The sequence below is a fragment of the Mesorhizobium sp. Primo-A genome, from assembly GCF_003997175.1.
GTDB classification, from domain to species: domain Bacteria; phylum Pseudomonadota; class Alphaproteobacteria; order Rhizobiales; family Rhizobiaceae; genus Mesorhizobium; species Mesorhizobium ciceri.
Window position 1 is genome coordinate 322,538 of record NZ_RZTG01000004.1, and the last position, 14,836, is coordinate 337,373.

19 protein-coding genes are annotated in these 14,836 nt (G+C 62.8%); 10 read left to right on the top strand and 9 right to left on the bottom strand.

All coding sequences use genetic code 11. The features are described from left to right. Window positions 1-62: 62 nt before the first annotated feature. The 5 genes from hslU to hslV form a co-directional block, all read right to left on the bottom strand. Window positions 63-1,373 (bottom strand): ATP-dependent protease ATPase subunit HslU, encoded by a 1,311-nt coding sequence (hslU, locus tag EOC83_RS09775; RefSeq protein WP_013528355.1) that lies wholly within the window; start codon window positions 1,371-1,373, stop codon window positions 63-65. Window positions 1,374-1,377: 4 nt separating this feature from the next. Then, window positions 1,378-1,923, bottom strand: a complete 546-nt coding sequence (locus EOC83_RS09780; RefSeq protein ID WP_224618702.1) for a DUF2585 domain-containing protein — start codon at window positions 1,921-1,923, stop codon at window positions 1,378-1,380. A gap of 106 nt (window positions 1,924-2,029) precedes the next feature. Next, window positions 2,030-3,199: a hypothetical protein gene (locus EOC83_RS09785; RefSeq protein WP_063169776.1), complete on the bottom strand. Its 1,170-nt coding sequence runs from the start codon at window positions 3,197-3,199 to the stop codon at window positions 2,030-2,032. After that, entirely contained in the window at window positions 3,196-3,711 is a 516-nt protein-coding gene (locus EOC83_RS09790; protein WP_024502003.1) for a GNAT family N-acetyltransferase, read from the bottom strand. The genes EOC83_RS09785 and EOC83_RS09790 overlap by 4 nt, the downstream gene beginning before the upstream one ends. Next, complete coding sequence (gene hslV / locus EOC83_RS09795; RefSeq protein WP_013528351.1) at window positions 3,701-4,252, bottom strand: ATP-dependent protease subunit HslV; 552 nt, start codon at window positions 4,250-4,252, stop codon at window positions 3,701-3,703. The genes EOC83_RS09790 and hslV overlap by 11 nt, the downstream gene beginning before the upstream one ends. A 242-nt stretch (window positions 4,253-4,494) precedes the next feature. On the opposite strand from hslV, the gene hisB reads away from it, so the two are divergent. From hisB to coaA, 9 genes are all read left to right on the top strand, one after another. Next, window positions 4,495-5,094, top strand: a complete 600-nt coding sequence (gene hisB, locus EOC83_RS09800) for an imidazoleglycerol-phosphate dehydratase HisB (protein ID WP_063169777.1) — start codon at window positions 4,495-4,497, stop codon at window positions 5,092-5,094. Window positions 5,095-5,098: 4 nt separating this feature from the next. Next, a complete protein-coding gene (locus EOC83_RS09805) occupies window positions 5,099-5,575 on the top strand; it encodes a DUF2628 domain-containing protein (RefSeq protein ID WP_063169778.1) in 477 nt (158 codons plus the stop codon). A 23-nt stretch (window positions 5,576-5,598) separates the two neighbouring features. Then, the gene (gene hisH / locus EOC83_RS09810) at window positions 5,599-6,249 is read left to right on the top strand and encodes an imidazole glycerol phosphate synthase subunit HisH (protein WP_063169779.1); all 651 of its coding nucleotides are present in this window, start codon (window positions 5,599-5,601) and stop codon (window positions 6,247-6,249) included. Window positions 6,250-6,335: 86 nt separating this feature from the next. Continuing rightward, window positions 6,336-6,626 (top strand): DUF1330 domain-containing protein, encoded by a 291-nt coding sequence (locus tag EOC83_RS09815; protein ID WP_013528347.1) that lies wholly within the window; start codon window positions 6,336-6,338, stop codon window positions 6,624-6,626. A gap of 4 nt (window positions 6,627-6,630) precedes the next feature. After that, complete coding sequence (gene hisA, locus EOC83_RS09820; RefSeq protein ID WP_063169780.1) at window positions 6,631-7,374, top strand: 1-(5-phosphoribosyl)-5-[(5-phosphoribosylamino)methylideneamino]imidazole-4-carboxamide isomerase; 744 nt, start codon at window positions 6,631-6,633, stop codon at window positions 7,372-7,374. Then, window positions 7,371-8,207, top strand: a complete 837-nt coding sequence (locus EOC83_RS09825; RefSeq protein WP_063169781.1) for an arginase family protein — start codon at window positions 7,371-7,373, stop codon at window positions 8,205-8,207. Before hisA ends, EOC83_RS09825 begins: the two co-directional genes overlap by 4 nt. Next, window positions 8,204-8,998 carry an imidazole glycerol phosphate synthase subunit HisF gene (hisF, locus tag EOC83_RS09830; RefSeq protein WP_024501998.1) on the top strand — a complete coding sequence of 265 codons (795 nt, stop codon included), beginning with the start codon at window positions 8,204-8,206 and terminating at the stop codon, window positions 8,996-8,998. Before EOC83_RS09825 ends, hisF begins: the two co-directional genes overlap by 4 nt. Window positions 8,999-9,068: 70 nt before the next feature. Next, window positions 9,069-9,392, top strand: a complete 324-nt coding sequence (locus EOC83_RS09835; protein ID WP_013528343.1) for a phosphoribosyl-ATP diphosphatase — start codon at window positions 9,069-9,071, stop codon at window positions 9,390-9,392. Window positions 9,393-9,416: 24 nt separating this feature from the next. Then, window positions 9,417-10,376 carry a type I pantothenate kinase gene (gene coaA, locus EOC83_RS09840; protein ID WP_013528342.1) on the top strand — a complete coding sequence of 320 codons (960 nt, stop codon included), beginning with the start codon at window positions 9,417-9,419 and terminating at the stop codon, window positions 10,374-10,376. On the opposite strand, the gene EOC83_RS09845 is transcribed toward coaA, so the two are convergent. The 4 genes from EOC83_RS09845 to EOC83_RS09860 form a co-directional block, all read right to left on the bottom strand. Continuing rightward, window positions 10,363-10,992: an alpha-ketoglutarate-dependent dioxygenase AlkB gene (locus tag EOC83_RS09845; RefSeq protein WP_013528341.1), complete on the bottom strand. Its 630-nt coding sequence runs from the start codon at window positions 10,990-10,992 to the stop codon at window positions 10,363-10,365. The genes coaA and EOC83_RS09845 overlap by 14 nt on opposite strands. A 102-nt stretch (window positions 10,993-11,094) precedes the next feature. After that, window positions 11,095-11,568 carry a peptidoglycan-binding protein LysM gene (gene lysM / locus EOC83_RS09850; RefSeq protein WP_013528340.1) on the bottom strand — a complete coding sequence of 158 codons (474 nt, stop codon included), beginning with the start codon at window positions 11,566-11,568 and terminating at the stop codon, window positions 11,095-11,097. 90 nt (window positions 11,569-11,658) lie between these two features. Next, a complete protein-coding gene (arfB, locus tag EOC83_RS09855; protein WP_063170436.1) occupies window positions 11,659-12,096 on the bottom strand; it encodes an alternative ribosome rescue aminoacyl-tRNA hydrolase ArfB in 438 nt (145 codons plus the stop codon). A gap of 83 nt (window positions 12,097-12,179) precedes the next feature. Beyond that, a complete protein-coding gene (locus EOC83_RS09860; RefSeq protein ID WP_063169782.1) occupies window positions 12,180-13,790 on the bottom strand; it encodes a phosphoenolpyruvate carboxykinase in 1,611 nt (536 codons plus the stop codon). Window positions 13,791-14,133: 343 nt separating this feature from the next. Between EOC83_RS09860 and EOC83_RS09865 the strand changes: the two genes are divergently transcribed. Then, window positions 14,134-14,835, top strand: coding sequence for a response regulator transcription factor (locus EOC83_RS09865; protein ID WP_013528337.1), 702 nt, complete (start codon window positions 14,134-14,136; stop codon window positions 14,833-14,835). Window position 14,836 lies beyond the last annotated feature (1 nt).

Sequence of the window (14,836 nt, forward strand, 5' to 3'; positions counted from 1 at the left end):
CATGATTTTGCTTGCCGGAAAATGTTGCCTGGACCGGCGCCGGAACGTTTCGGCGCCGTCGTTTAAAGGATGAACCGCGACAGGTCGGTATTCCTGGACAGATCGCCGACATGCTTTTCGACATAGGCGGCGTCGATAGTGACGCTCGTTCCGTTGCGGTCGGGCGCATCGTAGGAGATTTCGTCCAGCACCCGCTCCATCACCGTCTGCAGGCGCCTGGCGCCTATGTTCTCGACGCTGGCGTTGAGATCGACGGCGATGCCGGCGAGCGAATCGATGGCGTCGTCGGTGAAGGTCAACTCGACGCCCTCGGTCTTCATCAGCGCGATATACTGCTTGATCAGGCTGGCCTCGGTCTCGGTCAGGATGCGCACGAAATCGTCCTTCTCCAGCGCCCGCAGTTCGACGCGGATCGGCAGGCGGCCCTGCAATTCCGGCAACAGGTCGGACGGCTTCGAGACGTGGAAGGCGCCGGAGGCGATGAACAGGATGTGATCCGTCTTCAACGGTCCGTATTTGGTCGCCACCGTGGTGCCTTCGACCAGCGGCAGCAGGTCGCGCTGCACGCCTTCGCGCGAGGGCCCGCCGGAAATGTCCGATCTCGCCGCGATCTTGTCGATCTCGTCGAGGAAGACGATGCCGTCGTTTTCCGCGGCATCGAGCGCCCGGCGCACCACCTCGTCCTGATCGAGCAGCTTGTCGGACTCGTCATTGACCAGCAGGTCGTAGGACTCCTTCACCGTCGTCTTGCGCATCTTGGTTTTCTTGCCGCCCATCGCCTTCGACAGCATGTCGTTGATGTTCAGCACGCCGATATTGGCGCCCGGCATGCCGGGGATTTCAAATCCGGGCATGCCGCCGCTGCCGGTGTCGGCAACCTCGACCTCGATTTCCTTGTCGTCGAGCTCGCCGTCGCGCAGCTTCTTGCGGAAACTGTCGCGGGTGGCCGGGCTCGCCGTCTTGCCGACCAGTGCTTCCAGCACACGTTCCTCGGCGTTGACGTGGGCGCGCGCCTTGACGTCCTCACGCATCTTCTCGCGCACCAGGCCGATGGCGATCTCGACCAGGTCGCGGATGATCTGCTCGACATCGCGGCCGACATAGCCGACTTCGGTGAACTTGGTCGCCTCGACCTTGACGAAGGGCGCACCGGCCAGCCGCGCCAGGCGGCGCGAGATTTCCGTCTTGCCGACGCCGGTCGGCCCGATCATCAGGATGTTCTTGGGCATCACCTCTTCGCGCATCTGGCCTTCCAGCTGCTGGCGGCGCCAGCGGTTGCGCAAGGCAATGGCCACGGCGCGCTTGGCGTCCTTCTGGCCGATGATGAAGCGGTCGAGTTCCGAAACGATTTCGCGGGGAGAAAATGTGCTCATATCACTAAATTCCACTTTGCCACTGCTTGATGGCCTCGAACGGATGCAGCAGCATGATCACGTTGAGTGTCAGATTGTCCCGGATGAGGTAGCCGGTGCCGAGTTCGAAGATGATGGCGAGGCTGACGATCACCCATATAGGTAGCCTTCGCGCCATCACAAATCCCAGCACCATGGCCAGTGTGTCCGACACCGAATTGATGATGCTGTCGCCATAGTAATCGAGCGAAATGGTGCCGGCGCGGTAGCGGTCGATGATGAACGGGCTGTTTTCCAGCAGCTCCCAGCCGCCCTCGATGAAGACGGCGAACGCCAGCCTCAGGCCGATCGGCGAACGCGGGAACAGGAACCGCGCCAGCGCATAGAACAGGAAGCCGTGGATGATGTGTGAGAAGGTGTACCAGTCCGAAATGTGCTGGGAATTCTCCGAACTGTTCACCACGCCATGCCAGAGCTTGACGTAGCCGCAGGTGCAGATCGGCGTCCGCCCCATGCCGTAGAGCGCCCCGGCCTGGAAGATGACCAGGGCAAGCACCAGCAGAAGCCCCATCCGCCAGCTGTCTTCGTAGGCCGAATAGCTGTTTTCCGTGGCCGGTGTCGTCATCGATTCATTCCCCCTCGTTTCGCGTCGCCGTCTCGACCATCACAAAGCCCTGTCACGCCTTCAGCGGCGGCAGCCGGCGGATCACGGCCGCCGGCAAGGTGAGGTTGACCACAATCCGCCGGATACGCTGCCAGCCGGCCCCGAACAGAATAATCAGCGCGCCAACAACGACCAGGATCAAGGCAAAAGGCGGGATGCCCGTCGAATCGGAGGCGGAATTCACCAGATAATAGATGCCCAGCGAGCCGAAGTAAGCCAATGTAGGAACCAGAAGCGAACGGCGGTCTATGGCCAGCGCGACATAGAGGAAGCCAAGGATCAGAATCGTCAGCATGATGGTTGCATTGGCATCCGGCGCGATATGTCCGAATACGACGTTTTGGCCGGTTGCCATGATAAAGAGCGGATGCACCAGCATCGGCGCCGAGACGACATGCAGCCAGAAAGCGCAATCGGACCAGATCTTGCGTCGATCCCTGTCGTAAATGTCAAAAGCGACACCCGTTGCGAACACGATCAGGCCGCAGATCAGCGGCATGTAAAGGGCCGCGCGAAGCAATTCGGGAACGTCCTCGAGGCGCGGCGGCGCAATCGCGCCGGTTGTCACACTGTCATACAGGATTATCGCCGTTTGCAGGAAGGCAAGCAGTGTGAAGGCGATGGCGATAGTCCCGGCAATGATGGGGACGCGAAAGCGCCAGAAATAGATCGCCGCCGCGATTATTCCTCCGCCCAGGAACAGATATCCGGCCCGGGACGCCGTCTGGCGCAACGCCAATAGCTGCCAGATGGTTTCCGGCTTGCGTATGCCGAAGCTGGCCTCCACTTGCAGCGCCAGAGCGGCCAGAATGGCGGCCATGAAAATCAGGGCAAGCACGGACGACGATAGCTTCATCCGGTGCTGACGCGTGACGATTTCGGCGAGCCCCCAGGCGAAAACCGCGAAGATGCCGGCGATCCAGAATGTCTGGCCTGGAAGCAAGGTGGTGAGGACAAAGAAGAAGCCGGCGCTGAGCAGAACGGTTCCCACGGTGACGAACAGATCGTTGCCGCCGCCGACCAGCCGCAGGTTTTCCTCGTCACCCTCGTCACTCTCATCATCGGCGCGCCTGGCCTCGGGGGCGAGAGCGACCGCGCGTTCCATGGCCTCCAACTGATCGCGCAAGGTCTGCGAGATCAAACCTTTCGCGACTGCCTTGTCGAGGGTTTCGGCGCTGATCAATTGGGCTCCTGCGTCGCGTCGCGCGCCATCATCAGGGCTGGCCCGTACTCCGATGTTCTGGTGTCAAAGGCAACAAAGCCGGCCTTTTCGTAGGCGCGGATCGCCCTGACATTGGCGGGATCCGGGTCGATGATGACGCGCGGAACACCTTCCTCGAAAAGCTGTTCGACGAATTGGCGCACGATCGCCGAGCCATGGCCACGCCCGACCAGCTCCGGCACGCCGATCGACACGTCGATGCCGAGCGTGCCGAACGGCTGGTCGGCGTAGGGGTGGTCGTCTTCCAGATGCGGGTCGTAGCTCTGCAGATAGGCGATCGGCTTGCCGTCGAGCTCGACGATCAGCGGCTCGACGGAAATCGAGTCGATATGATCGCTAATCCCGGCGATTTCCGTCTCCGGATCGTCCCACCACTCTGCAACATGCGGCTGGGCAAGCCAGCCGGCGATCATCGGCAGGTCTTTCTCCGTCACCGGCCGAAAATCATAGGTCACCACCTCTTCAGGCGGCATCGAGCGTTTCGACGACGAAATTGTTGTTGGTGTAGACGCAGATGTCGGATGCGATCTGCATCGCCTTGCGGGCGATCTCCTCGGCATCCTTGTCGCTGTCCATCAGCGCGCGGGCCGCGGCCAGCGCGTAATTGCCGCCCGAACCGATGGCCATGACGCCGAATTCGGGTTCGAGCACGTCGCCGGTGCCGGTCAGCGCCAGCGAGACTGACTTGTCTGCCACCAGCATCATCGCTTCCAGCCGGCGCAGATAGCGGTCGGTGCGCCAGTCCTTGGCGAGCTCGACGCAGGCGCGCGTCAGCTGGTCGGGATATTGTTCGAGCTTGGCCTCGAGCCGCTCCAAAAGCGTGAAGGCGTCGGCGGTGGCGCCGGCGAAACCGGCAATCACATTGCCGCCCTTGCCGATGCGGCGCACCTTCTTGGCGTTGCCCTTCATGATGGTCTGGCCAAGGCTGACCTGGCCGTCGCCGGCGATCACCACCTTGTTGCCCTTGCGCACCGTCACGATGGTCGTGGCGTGCATGGTCAGTTCATTGGACATTTCTTGGGCTCCGAGCAGCGCCATCCCGATAAGGCGATTGGCGCGGTACGAGTAACTTTGATCGGCCATATGTATGCATGGGGCCGGTGATTGCAAATCGCTCTCTGGCAAGGCCGATACCGATGCCGGAGGCAACTGGCAATCGCCGGATCATGCTGCTAGAAGGCTTTCGTTTTCAAGCCTGCGAGCGCTTGAAGCCTCTGAGCCGGTCACGATGTGAACCTCTGGACAAGGATAGAGTGATGCCGCCCCGTTCCGCCGAAGCGAGCCGTAAGACCAAGGAAACCGACATCTCCGTGTCGGTCCATGTCGACGGGTCCGGCAAGTCGGATATCGCTACGGGCGTCGGCTTCTTCGATCATATGCTGGACCAGCTGTCGCGCCATTCCCTGATCGACATGACGGTCAGGGCCAAGGGCGACCTGCATATCGACGATCACCACACGGTCGAGGACACCGGCATCGCGCTCGGCCAGGCCTTGACCAAGGCGCTCGGCGAGCGGCGCGGCATCATGCGCTATGCCTCGATCGACCTTGCCATGGACGAGACGCTGACGCGCGCCGCGATCGATGTGTCCGGCCGTCCCTTCCTGGTCTGGAACGTTTCCTTCTCGTCGCCGAAGATCGGCACCTTCGACACCGAACTGGTGCGCGAGTTCTTCCAGGCGCTGGCGCAGAATGCCGGCATTACGCTGCATGTCACCAACCACTATGGCGCCAACAACCATCACATCGCCGAGACCTGCTTCAAGGCGGTGGCGCGCGCGCTGCGCGCTGCTCTCGAACGCGATCCGCGCCAGCCGGATGCGGTTCCCTCCACCAAGGGATCGTTGAAGGGATAAGGCCATGGCCACCTACGTCGTGATGGAACCGCCAGGCCGCAGCGAAAAGGCTGATGCGACGGCCTTTGTCCGCGATGGCTTCACCTGGCTGGGCCTCCTGGTGCCGCCGCTATGGTTCGCCTGGCATCGGCTGTGGATCGAAGCAGCACTTGCCTTCGTCGTCATGGGCCTGCTTTCGATGCTGGGCCAGAAGCTCGGCCTTGGTGTGGCCGGGTCGCTGCTGTCGTTGTTGGTTTCGCTCTATGTCGGCCTGGAAGGGCAAGGCCTGCGCATCGCGGCACTTCGCCGGCGTGGTTGGCACGAGTGGGGCGCGGTCGAAGCCGGTTGGCTCGACGATGCCGACACACGCTATGCACTGGAGGCGGAAGCGCTTGCCGATGAGGTTGTGCCGGCGCCGCGCATGGTCCCCGATGCTGCCCTCGCGCGGCCAGCGCAGCCGGGCATTGCGCTGGGGCTGACCCACATACCGGGAAGAAACTGACATGATTCCGGGAAGAAGCTGAGATGCGGGTTGCGATCATCGACTACGGCTCGGGCAATCTGCGCTCGGCCACCAAGGCTTTCGAGCGCGCCGCGCGCGAAGCCGGCATCGCGGCGCAGATCGACCTGACGGCCGATGCCGAGCGGGTGCGCACGGCCGATCGCATCGTCCTGCCCGGCGTCGGCGCCTATGCCGATTGCGCGGCCGGCCTGCAGGCCGTCGAAGGCATGTGGGAAGCCGTCGAAGATGTCGCGATCGTCAAGGGCCGGCCTTTCCTCGGCATCTGCGTCGGCATGCAACTGATGTCGCAGCGCGGCCTTGAAAAGACAATTACCGAGGGCTTCGGCTGGATATCGGGCGACGTCAAGGAGATCATGCCTTCCGATCCGGCGCTGAAGATCCCGCAGATCGGCTGGAACACCATCGAACTCAAACGCCAGCATCCACTGTTTGCCGGCATTCCCACCGGGACCAACGGGCTGCACGCCTATTTCGTGCACTCCTACCACCTCGATGCGCGCAAGCCGGACGAAGTGCTGGCGGTCGCCGATTATGGCGGCCCGGTGACGGCGGCCGTCGCCCGCGACAATCTCGTCGGCACGCAATTCCACCCGGAAAAGAGCCAGGCGCTGGGCCTCGCCCTGATCACCAATTTCCTGCGCTGGAGGCCCTAGAGCATGATCCCGAAAAGTGGACCCCGGTTTTCTCGGACAAACGGTCCCGTTTGTCCCGAGATCATGCTCAAGCAAAGGGGAAACCGATGAGCAAGAAGGGTTACTGGATGGCGATGGTCGAGGTGACCGATCCGGAAAACTATCCGCTATACATTGCCGCCAACAAAGCGGCTTTCGACAAATATGGCGCAAAATTCCTGACCCGCGGCGGTCAGTCGTCGAGCCCGGAAGGGTCGTCGGGCAATCGCCATGTCATCATCGAGTTCGAGAGCTACGCGGTCGCACTCGCCTGCTTCCATTCGCCCGAATACCAGGCGGCGCTGAAGTTCCGACGTCTCTATTCGACATCGCATTTCGCCATTGTGGAAGGCGCCTGAACGGATGATCCTTTTCCCCGCCATCGATCTCAAGGACGGCCAGTGCGTGCGCCTGAAGCACGGCGACATGGCCACCGCGACCATCTACAACGATGATCCTGCAGCGCAGGCGCGGGCCTTCGAGCAACAGGGCTTCGAATGGCTGCATGTCGTCGACCTCAACGGCGCTTTCCAGGGCCAGAGCGTCAACAGCGCGGCGGTCGGCGCCATCCTCAAGGCGACGAAGAACCCTGTGCAGCTCGGCGGCGGCATCCGCACGCTGGCGCAGATCGAGGACTGGCTCGATCGCGGGCTGGCCCGTGTCATCCTCGGCACGGTGGCGGTGCGTGACCCGGACCTGGTCAGACAGGCCTGCAAGGCGTTTCCGGGCAAGGTCGCCGTCGGCATCGACGCCAAGGGCGGCAAGGTCGCCGTCGAGGGCTGGGCCGAGGCGTCGAGCCTCGGCGTCGTCGAACTGGCGAGGAAATTCGAGGGCGCCGGAGTCGCCGCCATCATCTACACCGATATCGATCGCGACGGCGTTTTGACAGGCATCAACTGGGACGCCACCATCGATCTCGCCGATGCCGTATCGATCCCGGTCATCGCGTCGGGCGGCCTCGCCTCGATCGCCGACATCATGCGCATGACCATGCCCGATGCGCAAAAGCTCGAAGGGGCGATCTCCGGGCGCGCGCTCTATGACGGCCGCATCGATCCGGCCGAGGCCCTGGCGATCCTGCAGGGCAGGGCGGAGACGCGGACGTGAAAATCTCCATCATCCTGGCCTCCTACGACAGCGGTCATTACCATGGCGGCATGGGCCAGGGCCCGGACGCACTGATATCAGGCGGGCTCGTCGACGCGCTGACCATGGCCGGCCATGACGTTACGGTGGAAGACATCGGCAGGGTCGGAGACATCCAGGAGCGCGAGATCGCCACCGGCTTTGCTGTCTGCAACGCGGTTGCGACCGAGGTTCGCCTTGCCCGTGACGCCGGTCGGTTTCCCATCGTCCTTGCGGGAAATTGCCTGACATCAGCCGGTGCGGTCGCCGGCGAGGACGCCGATGCGATCATCTGGGCCGACCAGCATGGCGACCTCAACACGCCCGAGACATCGGCATACGGCTTTCTCGACGGCATGGCGCTGGCGACGGTGCTTGGCCTGTGCTGGAGGCCGATGGCGTCGGCCATTCCCGGCTTCAAGCCGATCGATCCGTCGCGTTGCGTGCTCGTCAACGCGCGCGATCTCGATCCGGACGAGAAGCGGCTGCTGGAGACGCTGCCGATCGTGCGGACGGAATGCGCCGGGGTGGCCCAGGCGACCGAAAGACTGAAGATCGCCGGCGCCAAACGCGTGCACATGCACCTCGATATGGACGTGCATGATCCCCGCGAGTTGCAGGCCAACCGCTATATCACTTCGGGCGGCCCGAGCCCGGAGCAGTTGCGCGACGCCACTTGCGCCATGGCGCTTGCGGTGCCGGTCGTCGGCATCACCGTCTCCGCCTACGATCCGGCTTTCGACGCGCAGGCCGATGTTCCGCCGCTGGTCGGCCAGTTGCTGAACGATCTCATCGCCACGATAGAGGGCCGCTGATGCTGAAAGCCCGTGTCATCCCCTGTCTCGACGTCAAGAACGGCCGTGTCGTCAAGGGCGTCAACTTCGTCGATCTCGTCGACGCCGGCGATCCGGTCGAGGCGGCCAAGGCCTATGACGCGGCCGGCGCCGACGAGCTTTGCTTCCTCGACATCACTGCTTCGTCGGACAATCGCGAGACCATCTTCGACGTCATCGCACGCACCGCCGAACAATGTTTCATGCCGCTGACCGTCGGCGGCGGCGTGCGCCAGGTCGCCGACATCAGGAAGCTGCTCTTGGCCGGCGCGGACAAGGTGTCGATCAACACGGCGGCGGTGAAGAACCCGGACTTCGTTGCCGAGGCTGCCGACAAGTTCGGCAACCAGTGCATTGTCGTCGCCATCGACGCCAAGAAAGTGTCCGCCACCGGTGAGGCCGACCGCTGGGAGATCTTCACCCATGGTGGGCGCGAAAAGACCGGCATCGACGCGGTCGAGTTCGCGCGGAAAATGGTCGATCGCGGCGCCGGCGAGATCCTGCTGACCTCGATGGATCGCGACGGCACCAAGGCCGGCTACGACATCGCGCTGACCCGCGCGATATCAGACGCCGTGCGCGCGCCGGTCATCGCTTCCGGCGGCGTCGGCACGCTCGACCACATGGTCGAAGGCATTCGCGACGGCCATGCCGGTGCGGTGCTGGCCGCGTCCATCTTCCATTTCGGTACCTACACGATAGCGCAGGCCAAGGCGCATATGGCCGCCGCAGGGCTGCCGATGCGGCTGGACTCTGTGAATAATCGGCCCTAAAGCATGATCCCGAAAAGTGGGAACCGGTTTTCGGAAAAGATCATGCCTAAACAAGCAGATAGATGGCGCCATGGCTGAGTTTTCGCTGTCAGGTCTTGAAGAAACCATCAGGGAACGCGCCCATTCCGGCGACCCGGACTCGTGGACGGCAAAACTGTTCGCGCGCGGCATCGACAAGGCGGCGCAGAAACTCGGCGAGGAAGCAGTCGAGACGGTGATTGCCGCCGTCAAGGGCGACAAACAGGCCCTCGTTTCGGAAAGTGCCGATCTTATATATCATTGGCTCGTCGTTCTCGGCCTCTCGGGGGTTTTGCTGAGCGACGTGCTCAAGGAGCTCGAAGGCCGCACCCGGCGTTCGGGCATCGCCGAGAAGGCGTCACGGCCCAAGGGCTGACCGCGAGGAAGGGCAGGTATCTCGATGGATCAGCTCGCGCCGACCGAGAAGTATTCCCCGTTTCGCTTCTTCTCCGCCGAGCAATGGTCGCAATTCCGCGCCGACACGCCGCTGACGCTGAGTGCGGACGAATTCCGCCGCCTGCGGTCGCTCAACGATCCGGTCGATCTCGAAGAGGTCACGCGCATCTATCTGTCGCTGTCGCGGCTGTTGTCGGCTCATGTCGAAGCGAGCCAGCTGCTGTTTCGGCAACGCCAGGCCTTCTTCAACGCGGTCGACGTGGTCAAGACGCCCTTCATCATCGGCATCGCCGGTTCCGTCGCGGTCGGCAAATCGACCACCGCACGCGTGCTGAAGGAGCTTTTGGCGCGCTGGCCGTCGAGCCCCAAGGTCGATCTCATCACCACCGACGGCTTCCTGCTGCCCAACGAGGTCCTGCGCCGCGAGAACCTGATGGAGCGCAAGGGTTTTCCAGACAGTTACGATGTCGGCGCGCTGCTGCGCTTCCTGTCGGGCATCAAGTCGGCGCTGCCCGATGTCCGCGCGCCGGTCTATTCGCACCTCACCTATGACGTCATTCCCGGCGAGTTCGTCACCATCGACCGGCCCGACATATTGATCTTCGAAGGCATCAATGTCCTGCAGCCCGGCAAGCTGCCGCAGGACGGCAAGATCGTGCCTTTCCTGTCGGACTTCTTCGATTTCGCCATCTACATCGATGCCGACGAGAAGCTGATCCACAACTGGTACATTTCCCGCTTCATGCGGCTGCGTGAGACCGCCTTCCGCAATCCGGACTCCTTCTTTCACCGCTACTCGCAGCTGTCGGAGGGTTCGGCGCGCGCCATCGCCGAAGGCCTGTGGACCAACATCAATTTGAAGAATCTGCGCGAGAACATCCTGCCGACGCGGGCCCGCGCCGACTTGATCCTGCGCAAGGGCGCCGACCACCTGATCGAGGAAGTGGCGCTCAGGAAGCTGTGACGGCCGGCTTCGTCACCCGTCGCAATGTCAGATTGATCCGCCCACCGTTTTTCAGCAGCGCCGAGGTCGAGGGATAGATCCGATCGACGCCGTGAAAGCACAGCCGCCCCTCGCCGCCGAGCACCACGACATCACCGCTTTGCAGCCTGAACGACTTGGTGGCGCCATCACGCGTGGTCTGGCCAACCCGGAACAGGCAGTCGTCGCCGAGCGAGACGGAGACGACCGGCGCCGAAAAGTCGGCCTCGTCGCGGTCCTGATGCAGGCCCATCTTCGCATCCGCCGTGTAGAAATTGATCAGGCACGCTTCCGGCGGATGCGGATAGCCCGAGACCTCGCGCCACAGGTCGAGCAGCGCATCCGGAATTGGCGGCCAAGGCGCCCCGGTTAGCGGATGCGCCGGCTGGTAACGATAGCCGTGCTCCTTGTCGGTGACCCAGCCCAGCGGCCCGCAATTGGTCATGCGCACGCTCATCTCCTTGCCGGTGCGCGGCATGGCCGGCACGAACAGCGGCGCCTGCTGCACGATCCGTCTCACCTCGTCGACCAGTTCTTCCTGCACGGTGCGTGACAGGTAGGCCGGCATGTGGCGGACGCCTTTGGGCAGAACGAGCACGGATTCGATCGCCTCTTGGATGGTTCGGAACCGTAAAATGTCACGATCAAATGAAAACGGCGACCCGAAAGCCGCCGCTCTTGTCGAATTGGCAGTCGCCGATCAGGCGAGGTCGGGGATGCGCAGCACCTGGCCCGGATAGATCTTGTCGGGATGGGTCAGCATCGGCTTGTTGGCCTCGAATATGACCGTGTTCTTGACGCCTTGGCCCTTGCCGTAGCTTTTCTCGGCGATCTTCCAGAGATTGTCGCCCTTCTTCACGGTGTAAAAGGTGGGCTCCTTGGCCGGGGCGGCGGCCGTGCCAGGTGCTGGCGCGACCTGTAATTCGTCCGCCTGCACCTTGGAGACGCCGAGCGTGTTGCCGACGGCGATGACCGCCTTCTCGAAGATCGACTGGTCCTTGACCACACCCTTCAGCACCGCCGTATCGCCGTTGACGACGACCTCGACGCCATCGGTGCCGAGCTTGTGCGAATCGAGCTCCTTCTTGAGTGTGTCGGCCGTGGGTGCGGCTTCGTCGTCACCGCCGATGCCCAGTTTCTTGCCGACACTCTTGACGAAATCGAACATGCCCATCGTTGGTCTCCATTGCTGTGGTGGGTGATCGCAGCTTGCCATCTGCAACCCAGAATTGGAAGCCACCCGCGCGTTGCAGCTTCGCGGTGCTTAATCGTTCTCCACCCGGCCGCGCAGCTTCTTGATCGTGCCTCGCCCGGCCTTGCTCTTCAGCCGCCGTTCCACGGCACCCTTTGACGGCCGCGTCTTCTTGCGCGGTGGCGGCGGCGGTTCGGCGGCCTTGGCGACCAGTGCCGTCAGCCGTGCCCGCGCATCCGCCCGGTTCTGTTCCTGGGTGCGGAAGCGGCCCGCTTCGATGACAACGACGCCGTCCTTGGTGGCACGCTGGCCGGCAAGCTTGATCGTCCGCTCGCGCACGCGCTCCGACAGACCCGCTGCGTTGGCGGCGTCGAAGCGCAGTTGCACCGCCGTCGCCACCTTGTTGACGTTCTGGCCGCCGGGACCGGACGAGCGGATGAAATCCTCGTGCAGGTCGCCCGGATGGATCACCGCATCGCCTGATATGATGATGTTGTCGTCGCTCGCCATGCCGCAGTCATGGCGCGGCGGATCGAAAAAGAAAAGGCCCGATCGAACCGGGCCTTTCAACGAAGCTGAACCCCGTAGCGCGATTACTCCGCCGCTTCCTGCATGCGCGGCGCCGCACCCAGCACCACGGCATCGACATGGCTTTCGAATTTCTCGAAATTGACGGCGAACATGCCGACCAGCCTTGCCGCCTGCCGGTCATAGCCGGCCTTGTCGGCCCAGGTGGAGCGCGGGTCGAGAATGGCGCTGTCGACGCCTCGAACCGCCACCGGCACCTCGAAACCGAAATGAGGGTCGGTGCGGAACTCGGCCGTCTTGAGCGAGCCGTCGAGTGCGGCGGCAAGCAAGGCCCGCGTCGCCTTGATCGGCATGCGCTTGCCGGTGCCGTAGGCGCCGCCGGTCCAGCCGGTGTTGACCAGCCAGCAATCGGCGCCGTGGCGGGCAATCAGCTCGCGCAGCAGATTGCCGTATTCCGATGGATGGCGCGGCATGAACGGGGCGCCGAAACAGGTCGAAAACGTCGCTTCGGGCTCGGTCACGCCCTTTTCGGTTCCGGCCACCTTGGCGGTGTAGCCGGAGAGGAAATGATACATCGCCTGCGCCGGGGTCAGCCGCGCGATCGGCGGCATCACGCCGAACGCATCGGCGGTCAGCATGATGATGTTCTTCGGATGGTTGGCGCGGCCGGTCTTGCTGGCGTTGGGGATGAAATCCAGCGGGTAGGCGCAGCGTGTGTTTTCGGTCAGCCTTCCGTCGTTGAAATCCGGCACGCCATCAGCGTCGAGCACGACATTTTCCAGCACCGTGCCGAAGCGCTGCGTGGTGGCGAAGATTTCCGGCTCGGCTTCCGCCGACAGCTTGATCGTCTTGGCGTAGCAGCCGCCTTCGAAATTGAAGATGCCGTGGGGTCCCCAGCCATGCTCGTCGTCGCCGATCAGCGTGCGCGAGGGATCGGCCGAGAGTGTCGTCTTGCCGGTGCCCGACAGGCCGAAGAAGATGGCGGCGTCGCCGGCCATACCCTCGTTGGCCGAGCAATGCATCGGCATCACGCCTTTCGCCGGCAGCAGATAGTTGAGCATGGTGAACACCGACTTCTTCATCTCGCCGGCATAGGAGGTGCCGCCGATCAGCACGACCTTGCGCGTGAGATCCACGGCGATCACCGTTTCGGTGCGGCTGCCGTGGCGGGCGGGATCGGCGCGGAAGGACGGCAGGTCGATGATCGTCATGGCAGGCACGAAATGCTCGAGCTCGGCGGCATCGGGACGAATGAGCAGATTGCGGATGAACAGCGAGTGCCAGGCAAATTCGGTGATCACCCTGGTCGGCAGCTTCAGCTCCGCATCGGCGCCGCCGATCAGGTCCTGGACGTATAGATCCTTGTCCCAGGCATGCGTCTGGAAATCGGCGAGCAGCGTGTCGAACTGGGCTTGTGAAATTGCCTTGTTGTTGTCCCACCAGACATGCGGTTCGGTGTCACTGTTGCGGACGACAAACTTGTCCTTGGGCGAGCGGCCGGTATGCTGGCCTGTCTCGGCGACCAACGCGCCATGTGCGGTCAAGCGGGCCTCGCCGCGCCGGATCGAGTCCTCATAAAGAGCAGCCGCACCGAAATTATAGCGCACCACGCCGGTGGTTTTCAGGCCGATATGATCGATCGCGCAGGCGGAATTGCGTTTGCCGACTTCCGACATCGAGTGTCCCTCTTGGATTTGCCGCATCTTTGCCGGCACCTTCCCGGCACGCCCACTACGCGGGCTGAGATGGTCAGAACCAGAAAAGTCAAATGATATCAAATCATTAATCGATTTAAATATTTTGAAAGTTGTTTAAATCGTTTATATGTGCAAAAAGTTTCGCGGTTGCCCAAAGGATTGGCGATGTACGTTCGTCCAATCCATGTCGAGGTAGGATTGTGGCCGCCGGCATGCCGCGCGTGACAGCGGACAAGGCCTATGCCACATTTTGTACCTAATTTGTCCTGCAAAAGCCCCTTCTCTACGACAGAAGGGACAGCTCATGAGGGAGCCGCTTGAAATGGCAACAATCGCGCTTGTCGATGACGACCGCAACATTCTGACATCGGTGTCGATCGCCCTGGAATCCGAGGGGTATCGCGTCGAGACCTACACGGATGGTGCGTCGGCGCTGGAAGGCCTGGCGGCACGCCCGCCGAACCTTGCCATTCTCGACATCAAGATGCCGCGCATGGACGGCATGGAACTGCTGCGCCGGATGCGCCAGAAGTCCGACCTGCCGGTGATCTTCCTGACCTCCAAGGACGACGAGATCGACGAATTGTTCGGTCTCAAGATGGGCGCCGACGATTTCATCCGCAAACCCTTCTCACAGCGCCTGCTGGTCGAGCGCGTGCGCGCCGTGCTGCGCCGCGCCAGTGCCCGCGAGGCTGCAGCCAAGACGCCAAGCCAGCAGGCCCGCTCTCTCGAGCGCGGCCAGCTCGTCATGGACCAGGAGCGCCACACCTGCACCTGGAAAGGCGAGCCGGTGACGCTCACCGTCACCGAGTTCCTGATCCTGCATTCGCTGGCGCAGCGTCCCGGTGTCGTAAAAAGCCGTGATGCGCTGATGGATTCGGCTTATGATGAACAGGTCTATGTCGACGACCGCACCATCGACAGCCACATCAAGCGGCTGCGCAAGAAGTTCAAGGCCGTCGACGACGACTTCGAGATGATCGAAACCCTTTACGGAGTCGGATACCGGTTCCGCGAAGCATAAG